This is a genomic window from Okeania sp. SIO1H4 (assembly GCF_010672695.1).
Taxonomy (GTDB): domain Bacteria; phylum Cyanobacteriota; class Cyanobacteriia; order Cyanobacteriales; family Microcoleaceae; genus Okeania; species Okeania hirsuta.
On sequence record NZ_JAAHGB010000055.1, the window covers coordinates 39,650 to 50,035 of the forward strand.

The window sequence follows — 10,386 nt, forward strand, 5'->3', positions numbered from 1 at the left end:
GGAATATTCACATGAGGGAAAAAATATGGTATTTTTGAACTATGAGTCCAGAAGAAAAAGATCAAAAAATCAAGAGCCTAGAGAAAGAACATCTGGCACTGCCCGAAAGGATAGCAGAGCTAGAGAGGCGTTTGGGGTTAGATAGTCAAACAAGTTCAAAGCCACCATCAAGTTATGGACTCAAAAAGTCAAGTAAAATACGGACAAAAAGTTTAACAGAAAAAGGGAAGCGACCATCAGCAGGACACAAAGGTCATCCAGGGCAGAGATTAGAGCAAGTATTAGAACCAAAGGAAATAGTAGAACATCCAACACCATGGTCATGTCAGAGATGTGGATGTGAACTGGGGGTTGTAGCCGTCAAAAAAATCATCAAGGGACAAGTATTTGATATACCAGAGCCAGAAATAATTGTCACAGAACACAGAGTAGCAGTGAAAGAATGTCTAGAATGTGGGGCACAGATACAAGGAAGTTTTCCAGAATCTGTGACAGCACCAGTACAGTATGGAGTAAGAATTAAAGCAGTTGCAGCGTATCTAAATCATCAACATTTTGTTCCCGAAGACAGATTGAGTGAAGTGCTGTGGGATTTGTTTGGTTGTCGAATCACACCAGGGACAATAGCCAAGACAACAAAAACACTTGCCAAAATCATAGAACCTGTAGTCAGTGAGATTGCATCCCAACTCAAAGCAGCATCAGTTAAACATCTAGACGAGACGGGATTCAGGATTGGAGGAAAAACCAATTGGTTACACGTGGTTTCAACTGAAACAGAAACCTGGTATCGAGTTGGTGGTAAACGTAAAGACATAGAAATATTGGCTGATATCAAAGGTGTAGTAGTCCATGACCACTGGAAGCCGTATGATCAACTCCAAGATGTTAATCACGCTTTGTATAATGGCTATCATCTTCGATAACTCAAAGCTCTAGAAGAAATAGAGCAAGAATCTTGGGCTAAGTCAATCAACAAGTTGTTACGTTTAGCTTGTAATTACAAACATCGCTATCCCAAGGGTATTCCTAAAAATATAGTTTCTCGTCTGACTCAATTGTATGAGCAAATCATCAAACGAGGGCTGAGTTTTCATTGCTCTGAATCACCCCTGACTAGCAAAGGTAATCGAGGACGGGTGAAACGAGGTGTTGGTGATAACTTAATTGTTGCGTCTTTCTAATTTTCAGGGTGATGTTTTACGGTTTCTGACAGAACCGGATGTTCCCTTTACCAATCATCAAGCAGAGCGTGATTTGCCTATGATCAAGTGTAAGCAGAAAAATTCAGGTGGCTTTCGCTCCTTTGATTTTGCGGTTTCATTTGCCAATATCGGTTCTTTTCTTTCTACTGCTTCTAACCATAGTTTGAATTTGTTGGAAGTTATTACTAGGGCCTTACTTGGTGATGTATCTTTTTTTCTCACCTCTATTACTACTAGCTAGGCAGTTACACTTCTTCTAATATTTGAGAAAGGGTTACAGGTACATAGGGTTGCCCTTTGGTCGTAATGCGTGAGAAGTCTAATAAATCCCTAATTAGAATTTGCATCCTGTTGGCAGAACTCTGCATTCTTTATAGATAGTCTAGCCCTTTTTCATCCAACACTTCCCCATATTTAGCTTTGAGGCGATCGCCAAAGGTCTGAATTTTCCGTAGTGGTTCCTGCAAGTCGTGGGAAGCTACATAAGGAAAATCTTCTAGTTCTTGGTTACTGATTTTTAGCTGAGTAATTAGTCTTTGCTGTTGAGCTTCATTTTGCTTGCGGGGAGTAATATTTTGAATTTTAGCAATAAAATACAGAGGTTCGTCTGATGGATCTTTTGCTAGAGAAACACTCAAAATTATCCAGACAATATGACCTTCGTTGCTAATATAGCGCTTCTCCATATTATATTTGCTTTTTTTTCCTTCTAAGAGTTCCTGCACAAAGGCAAGGTCAACAGCTAGATCGTCAGGATAAGTAATTTTTTGGAAAGTTAACTGGATCAATTCAGCTTCACTGTAACCTATCATTTCGCACAAAGCATGGTTAACCTCGAAAAAATTTCCATCTAGTGATACCAGATCCATACCAATAGGTGCATCGTCAAAAGCTAGACGGAAGCGTTGTTCTTTTTCTTGCAATCTGTTGCAACCAGGAGATATTGGGGGTAAAGATATTTTATGTCCGCGCTCTTTCCTTCCACTGTTATTAAAGTGCGCTTGAGCACCCTAAAAAGTTCTGTATATTTACAATTTGGCTATTTCGCTGTTTGTCTGATTAATAATGACGACTGACTTGTAGTTTCTAGATTTCTAAGCTGACCCACATCCTTGAATTACAGCACAAAAAACATGGAACAGTTAGTAGGCTTTATCCCTATATCTCTTTTTCAGCTAAAATGCAATAAATGCATTTAAATAATACATAAAATTCATAAAAGTATATATTTTGTAACAAATAATACGAATATTTAATTGAAACTCATTTACATTAGTCAGCAACAAATTAATAAAAATTTGACATGAGATGGTGACAACAGATGCAGAAATTTTAAACATTTTGATTTTCTAGTTGTCGGCTCAAAAAAATCAGTAATTGGGTCAATTCAAGCATCTTACAGTTAATTTTCCGAAAATTTATGAGATTGCCTACCAATGAGGATAGTTATAGATGACTGGCACAGTAGAACGCCAACAAAAACTAAATAAATTTGAGAAATTTAAAGCAGAAAAAGATGGTCTGGCAGTGAAAACAGAACTAGAAAAATTTGCCAATATTGGCTGGGAAGCAATAGATAAAACTGACCGCGACCACAGACTAAAATGGTTAGGTGTATTCTTCCGACCAGTAACTCCAGGCAAATTTATGTTGCGGATGCGGATGCCAAATGGATTCATCACCAGTCAACAAATGGGAGTCTTGGCAGAAATAGTCCAACGGTACGGCGAAGACGGCAGCGCCGACATCACCACCAGACAAAACTTGCAACTGCGGGGAATTAGGATAGAAGATATCCCAGACATCTTCCATCGATTTGAACAAGTAGGTTTAACCACCGTTCAATCAGGCATGGATAATGTACGCAACATCACAGGTTCCCCAGTGGCCGGAATAGATGCTGATGAACTCTACGATACCCGCGAGTTAGTTCAGCAAGTCCAAGACATGATTACTGGCAACAGCAAAGGCAACCCAGAATTTACCAATTTACCACGGAAATTCAATATAGCGATCGCCGGATGCCGTGATAATTCTGTCCATGCGGAAATAAATGATATTGCTTTTGTTCCTGCCTACAAAAACGATAAATTTGGCTTTAATGTTCTAGTTGGTGGCTTTTTCTCGGCCAAACGTTGTGCAGCAGCTATACCCCTTAATGCTTGGGTAGAACCAAATCAAGTTGTTGCCATCTGTCGAGCTATTCTAGAAGTATTTCGCGATAATGGCTCCCGAGGAAATCGCCAAAAATCAAGGCTAATGTGGCTGATAGATGAGTGGGGTTTAGATGAATTCCGCTCAAAAGTTCAGCAACAAATGGGGCAAATTCTAGAGACAGAAGCTCCAAAAGACGAAATTATCTGGGAAAAACGCGACCACATCGGGGTTTACAAACAAAAACAACCAGGATTAAATTATATTGGGTTGCACATTCCGGTTGGTAGGCTGTATGCTGACAATATGTTTGACCTAGCACGGCTAGCTGAGGTTTATGGCAATGGAGAAATTCGGCTGACTGTGGAACAAAATGTTATTATTCCTAATGTTCCTGAGTCTAGAATAGAACCATTCCTTGGGGAACCACTCCTAGAAAAATTTTCCATTAATCCTCAACCATTAACTCGGGCTGTAGTTTCATGCACAGGGGCACAGTTTTGTAACTTTGCTATGATTGAAACCAAAAGTCGCGCCCTAGCAGTGGCAAAGGAAGTTGAGGCTGAACTGTTCATCCCAAAACCAGTACGCATTCACTGGACTGGTTGCCCCAACTCTTGTGGACAGCCACAGGTTGCAGATATTGGTTTAATGGGTACTAAAGCGCGCAAAAATGGCAAAATGGTTGATAGTGTTGACCTGTACATGGGAGGCACAGTTGGCAAAGATGCTAAACTAGGCAGTTGCGTTCAAAAAGGTATTCCCTGTGAAGACCTCAAACCTATTTTACGAAATTTACTAATTGAAAATTTTGGTGCTAAACCAAAGTAAGTTTTCAATCAAGGGTGTTTCAAAAGTCTATCAGAAATCTTACAAATAAAGACCGGAGAAGCTTAAATAGCGTTTCTCAAATTTAGTCTCACAGCCAAAATTTATTTATTACACTCAAAGCACAATAACAATTAAGGAGAATCTCAACAATGTCTACTACAGTTAATGCTTCTAACAATTCATCCGAAACTGCAAAGTCTCTAGGTCTGAAAATTCTGTCTGTAGTCGGGTTAACACTATTTGCTGGTTCTTATGTCAATAGTTGGCAGAGTTCTCTCGCAGAATATGCTCAACAACAAGAACAAGAAGCAGAAGAAACAATAGTTGTTACATCCACTACTGATACTCCTACTATTGTAGCCAGCGCACCCACATCAAAACCTACTATTGCTCCATCAACTTCTGTTGTTTCTTCCGCGGTTGATACTACCGAGTCAGTCTCAGCAGTTAATACAGTACCTGTTGCAGAAACTTCATCCATAGAAACTCAAGTAACTATGGCAGCAGTTCCAGAAACTCAAGCAGCACCAAAAGTTATTACTGACTCAAATACTCTTGAGAAATTAAACTCAATGCTGTACAACCAGATCGACCAAGCTTGGAAACAATATCCAACTTTTTCTGAAAATTTAGCCTATCGAGTCACAATTAACTCTGCAGGAATGGTTGCCAAGTATGAACATATAAATAAAGCAGCTTCCGAGTACATTGGGGAAACTCCTCTAGCCAAATTGGCTAACTCTAGTATTATTGATGAGAACAAACCAACAGCAGAATATTTAGTGCTACTAACTCCCAATGGTGTAGTTCAAGTTAACCAATGGTTAACCAAATAGGTCTTTGGTTTGAGGTAATACATAGTAGGTGTTAGGTAGAAATTTATATATAATTCACTACTAACTAAAAATTACACTGATAGCGATGAAAGTAAGAAACTTTTTGATGCTAAAGTGCTGAAAAATCTGCAAAATACATAAATTATAATTTTTGCCAACCTACTATGTTATCAGAAAAAAATTTAATTGTTCGCTTTAAACTAACACCTCACTCTGGTACTAATTTAATTCACAAATTTCATAACTGCCTCAGATTATTTTTAGTTACACTTGTCAGCGAAATTAATCTTTGTTTGTAACCTTATATAGCCTTAATAATTGTAATTCAACAAAATATGTTAACAGAACTTTGGTCTTTTCGGGGCCGTTACCGTATACTCCATTTAACTTGGTTTGCTTTTTTTCTATCATTTGTTGTTTGGTTTAACTTAGCCCCATTAGCAACATCATTAAAAGCAGACTTTGGTTTAGAAACTTCTCAAATCAGAACTATTGCTATCTGTAACGTTGCACTAACAGTACCTGCCCGAATTATCATCGGGATGTTGTTAGATAAATACGGACCAAGAATTACCTATTCGCTGCTACTAATGTATGCAGCTATTCCCTGTATAGGCTTTGCCCTTGCACAGAATTTCAGCCAGTTAGTTATCAGTCGTTTGGCACTGAGTATTGTTGGTGCTGGTTTCGTTATTGGTATCCGCATGGTCGCTGAATGGTTTCCCCCTAAAGAAATAGGTTTGGCAGAAGGTATTTATGGTGGTTGGGGTAACTTTGGTTCTGCTGCTTCTGCTTTTACCCTTCCTACTGTAGCTGCTGTGTTAACTTTTAGTGGCGGTGAGATATTAAACTGGCGGTTATCGATCGCTCTGACAGGTATTATAGCTGCACTTTATGGTGCGTTTTATTTCTTCAATGTTCAAGATACTCCTCCTGGTAAGGTGTATAAAAAGCCTAAGCGTGCCACAGGTTTAGAAGTTACAACCCAGAAAGATTTTATCTTCCTAATTTTGATGAATCTTCCTTTAACAGGAGTTCTTTGTTTACTAGCTTGGCGATTGAGTAAAGTTGGTTTCCTATCTCAAGGTCAACTTTCTATTGTCTGGCTATTGCTCTTAGGTTTGTATGGTTTCCAAACTTATAACTGTTGGGCAGCTAATAAAGAGTTGATGGCAGGTGATAAGCGTTATCCTCCTGCTGACCGCTATCAGTTTTCTCAAGTAGCAATTTTAGAACTTACTTATTTTGTTAACTTTGGTTCTGAGTTAGCAGTAGTTTCTATGCTTCCTGCTTTCTTTGAAAATACTTTTGGCTTGGATAAAGCTGTGGCAGGGATGATAGCAGCTAGCTATGCTTTTATGAACTTGGCATCTCGTCCTGGTGGTGGTTTAATTTCAGACAAACTTGGTAGTCGCAAGTTGACAATGACGGTATTGACCGCAGGGATGGGAATTGGTTATCTCACATTTGGTCGTGTAACTGGAGGTTGGTGGCTACCTGCTGCTGTGTTACTTACTATGATGTGTTCTTTCTTTGTGCAAGCTGCTGAAGGTTCTACTTTTGCTATAGTTCCTTTAATTAAGCGCCGAGTTACAGGTCAAATTGCTGGTAATGTTGGTGCTTATGGTAACGTAGGTGCGGTGGTTTATCTGACTACTTTTAGTCTGTTGCCTGAAGGTGCTGTTGGTAATCGAATTTTCTTTGAAGTTCTTGGTGTAATGTCAATAATTGTGGCGTTCCTGTGTGCTTTCTTCTTGAAAGAGCCAGAGGGTTCATTTGCCGAGCACCATAAGGATGAAGAGGATGAAGAGAAAGTGAATCTAGAATCTGTTCCTATGTTTGCTGAAGACTAATGCCCACTTATTTCATTTAGTTTAGTTGCAGTTAAGCTCTGCTGATTAGGGAATGTGGCAGGTTTATTACTTTTCCTACTCTTGTCCTGATTTTCTGTTAATATCATGTGCCCCCTTCGGGGGAGCTATGCTTACGGTAGAACAGTTATCATCAAGTTCGTAGTTTTGCTCTAGCTCTCATATTAAGTATTGCACAGGCTCAAGCCCAACTACAAACAAAAACTTTATTATAAGTAATTATCTATTAGCGTAGCTCCCCTGGAGGGGGGCAGGATTAATTCATTCTCGTCAGAGAATATTTATATGGATATGAAATACATTTAATTGTGCAAATATTAAGAATCTCCCCATATCCCCAAATTCCCCTCCTAGAAGGGGTTAGGGGTGGGTCCCCATCTCCCCATCTCCCCATCAATTTTTCTAAGTGTGACAATAAATTGACCCTGCCCAGAGGGGACAAATAATATAAAATGCTCCCTATTCCTAATTATGTATAAGTATCGGTACTTTGGCAAAAAATATGTTAATAACAGCATCAAACCCTTATATAGTCTAGGTTTTACATTGAAAAAACCTTTTTCCTGATATATCTAGGTTTGAGCCATTTTTAGCCAGATCAACGTATTTCCCTTGCCCCTACTAACTTTGAAGGCATTTTCGCTGTAAAGAATATCAAAGTACCGGTATTCAACTGAATATAATATTATTTCAGCCTGAATTAGTAAATTTTGGTTTTTACTAAAGGTTTTTACTAAAATTTATCAATGAAAAAATTTAGGTAGGGTAAACGTTTTGTGACTCTTTGTTCAATGACAAAACCTACGATTTTAAAACTGTATTAAAACGTATCCAATGTGACAGATAATTTTTCATAAAGTCTTCAATAATAAACAAAAATTAAATTCACAATCATAAAACTTAAATATTGATATTAAGTATTATATTATATTAATTATAAATAGCAAAAAATCAGGGAAAGTTTAGCAGCAGAATAACTTCTGCTGGAATACAAAATTAAATTATTTAACATCCAAATGTAAATGATATTCGCTTGAATTTAACTTGTTCGTCTGCCAATAAAATTATTCTTAAAGTAAACTATGGAACCTACCAAAACTCTTTGCCCTTATTGTGGAGTTGGCTGTGGCTTAGATGTATTACCGCCAGCAATTCCTGGAAAAGCAACAAATCGAGATAGCAAAGGTAATCCCATTTGGCAAGTGCGGGGCGATCGCTCTCATCCCTCAAGTCAAGGCAAAGTTTGTGTAAAAGGTGCCACTGTTGCTGAATCATTGGATAAAAGTCGCCTCAAATATCCAATGATGCGTGATACTCTAGATGAACCCTTCCGTCGCGTTACTTGGGAGGAAGCTTTTAATCGGATTATTAATCGGATTCAAACTGTACGCTTCACCCAAGGACCAGATGCAATTTGTATGTACGGGTCTGGTCAGTTTCAAACAGAGGATTATTATGTAGCTCAGAAATTGCTCAAAGGATGTCTGGGAACTAATAACTTTGACGCTAACTCTCGTCTGTGTATGTCTTCGGCAGTATCGGGATATATTCAAAGTTTTGGTTCTGACGGTCCCCCCTGTTGCTACGACGATTTAGAAAAAACAGACTGTGCATTTTTAATCGGTACTAATACAGCTGAATGTCACCCCATTGTATTTAATCGTCTGCGGGTTTACCACAAGAAAAATAGGAAAGTGAAAATGATCGTGGTAGACCCCCGTCGTACTAAAACAGCAGAAGTAGCAGATTTGCATTTGGCTATTCGACCAGGTACGGATATCGATCTACTTAACGGTATTGCTCATCTACTCATGCGTTGGGGAGCGATCGATCCTACATTCATTGATGAATGTACGACTGGTTTTCCTGAATACACTGATGTGATTCGTCACTCCCCACCCGATCTAGTTGCACGCCACTGCGGTATTCGTTTGGATGATTTGGAAACGGCAGCTCGTTATTGGAGTCAGTCAAAGCAAGTGTTATCTTTGTGGTCAATGGGGATGAATCAGTCCTCTGAGGGGACGGCAAAAGTCCGTACTCTGATTAATTTGCATTTGATGACAGGTAATATTGGTAAACCGGGTGCAGGACCGTTTTCACTGACTGGTCAACCCAATGCTATGGGTGGTAGGGAAGCAGGAGGATTGGCTCATATTTTGCCTGGTTATCGGGTGGTGAAAAATCCCCAACATCGGGCTGATTTGGAAAAGTTATGGGGATTGACTCCTGGGCAAATTTCTGCTGTTCCTGGTCGTACTGCTTGGGAGATGATTACGGCTTTAGAACGTCAAGAATTAGGTTGTTTGTGGATTGCAGCGACTAATCCAGCGGTGAGTATGCCAGATTTAGAGCGGACTAAGGCAGCTTTGTTACGATCGCCTTTTACTGTTTATCAGGATGCTTATTATCCTACTGAAACAGCGGAATATGCTCATCTGTTGTTACCTGCTGCTCAGTGGGGAGAAAAAACAGGCACAATGACAAACTCGGAGCGAATGGTAACTTTGTGTACTGCATTCCGCGAACCCCTGGGAGAAGCAAAAGCAGATTGGGAAATTTTTGCAGAGGTGGGTCGCCGTTTAGGATTTACAAATCAGTTTGATTTTGCTGACTCGGAAGCAGTGAGAGCTGAATTTCTTGAGTTGACACGCGATCGCCCTTGCGACCAAACTGATATTACCTACGACCAATTACGGGAAAAAGGTCCGATTCAGTGGCCTTGCCCTGATAGTAGTGGAGTATCTCAGGAGCGTCTGTATACTGATTTCCGATTTAATACTTCTGATGGCAGGGCACGGTTTGCTACATTTTACTCTCAAGGTTTAGCAGAACCACCAAATTTTGATTATCCTTTTGTGTTGACAACAGGGCGCTTATATGGTCATTGGCATACTCAAACACGCACAGGACGCATTGATAAAATTAGAAAAATGCACCCGATGCCTTTTATAGAAATTCATCCGAAGGATGCTCAGAAGTTAGAGATTGAGGAAAATGATTGGGTAGAGGTGCGATCGCGACGAGGTGCAGCAAGATTTCCAGCAAAAGTGACTAAAGCTATTACTCCAGGCACTGTATTTGTGCCGATGCACTGGGGGGCACTATGGGCAAATCAAGCAGAGGCAAATGCTTTGACTCATCCTCAAGTTTGTCCTGAGTCTGGGCAACCAGAGTTAAAAGCTTGTGCGGTGCAGTTGAGGCCAATTAAATTTGAAACTGCTGTTATGGAAGATTTGATGGAATCAGAGTATTCTGTAGAAAGATCGTCAGCGATATCTATGAAGGGGTGATATGGCGCTACGCGCAAGTCAGAAGTTATGAGGATGTAGGTGTAAGTTGGGTTGAAGAATAAAACCCAACGTCGTCTGGAACGATAGCCTAGCTTGCTGCCAACAAAAGTATAAATCAGAAGAAAAGAAGCCCACTAATGCTGAACTTCAAAAACAGTTGATCACATCTGCTAAAAAGACTGTAGACAGAGAATGG

General features: G+C 39.6%; 8 protein-coding genes. 7 read left to right on the top strand and 1 reads right to left on the bottom strand.

Annotated elements, in window-relative coordinates:
* Positions 1-41: 41 nt before the first annotated feature.
* From F6K06_RS25645 to F6K06_RS25655, 3 genes are read left to right on the top strand one after another with little or no spacing between them, the layout of a single operon-like run.
* On the top strand, positions 42-926 hold the full coding sequence (locus tag F6K06_RS25645; RefSeq protein ID WP_287243484.1) for a transposase: 885 nt from the start codon (positions 42-44) through the stop codon (positions 924-926).
* A 54-nt stretch (positions 927-980) separates the two neighbouring features.
* Positions 981-1,184, top strand: coding sequence for a hypothetical protein (locus F6K06_RS25650; RefSeq protein ID WP_205127298.1), 204 nt, complete (start codon positions 981-983; stop codon positions 1,182-1,184).
* The gene (locus F6K06_RS25655) at positions 1,168-1,446 is read left to right on the top strand and encodes a transposase (protein ID WP_287243482.1); all 279 of its coding nucleotides are present in this window, start codon (positions 1,168-1,170) and stop codon (positions 1,444-1,446) included. The genes F6K06_RS25650 and F6K06_RS25655 overlap by 17 nt, the downstream gene beginning before the upstream one ends.
* A 130-nt stretch (positions 1,447-1,576) precedes the next feature.
* Here F6K06_RS25655 and F6K06_RS25660 read toward each other — a convergent pair whose 3' ends face one another.
* Positions 1,577-2,128, bottom strand: coding sequence for a PAS domain S-box protein (locus tag F6K06_RS25660; RefSeq protein WP_124144092.1), 552 nt, complete (start codon positions 2,126-2,128; stop codon positions 1,577-1,579).
* Positions 2,129-2,657: 529 nt separating this feature from the next.
* On the opposite strand from F6K06_RS25660, the gene F6K06_RS25665 reads away from it, so the two are divergent.
* From F6K06_RS25665 to F6K06_RS25680, 4 genes are all read left to right on the top strand, one after another.
* Positions 2,658-4,190: a ferredoxin--nitrite reductase gene (locus F6K06_RS25665; protein WP_124154442.1), complete on the top strand. Its 1,533-nt coding sequence runs from the start codon at positions 2,658-2,660 to the stop codon at positions 4,188-4,190.
* 149 nt (positions 4,191-4,339) lie between these two features.
* A complete protein-coding gene (locus tag F6K06_RS25670) occupies positions 4,340-5,026 on the top strand; it encodes a hypothetical protein (RefSeq protein WP_287243480.1) in 687 nt (228 codons plus the stop codon).
* 335 nt (positions 5,027-5,361) lie between these two features.
* The gene (locus F6K06_RS25675) at positions 5,362-6,879 is read left to right on the top strand and encodes an MFS transporter (RefSeq protein WP_124144095.1); all 1,518 of its coding nucleotides are present in this window, start codon (positions 5,362-5,364) and stop codon (positions 6,877-6,879) included.
* Positions 6,880-7,979: 1,100 nt separating this feature from the next.
* Positions 7,980-10,190, top strand: coding sequence for a molybdopterin oxidoreductase family protein (locus F6K06_RS25680; RefSeq protein ID WP_287243478.1), 2,211 nt, complete (start codon positions 7,980-7,982; stop codon positions 10,188-10,190).
* The last annotated feature ends 196 nt before the right edge of the window (positions 10,191-10,386 follow it).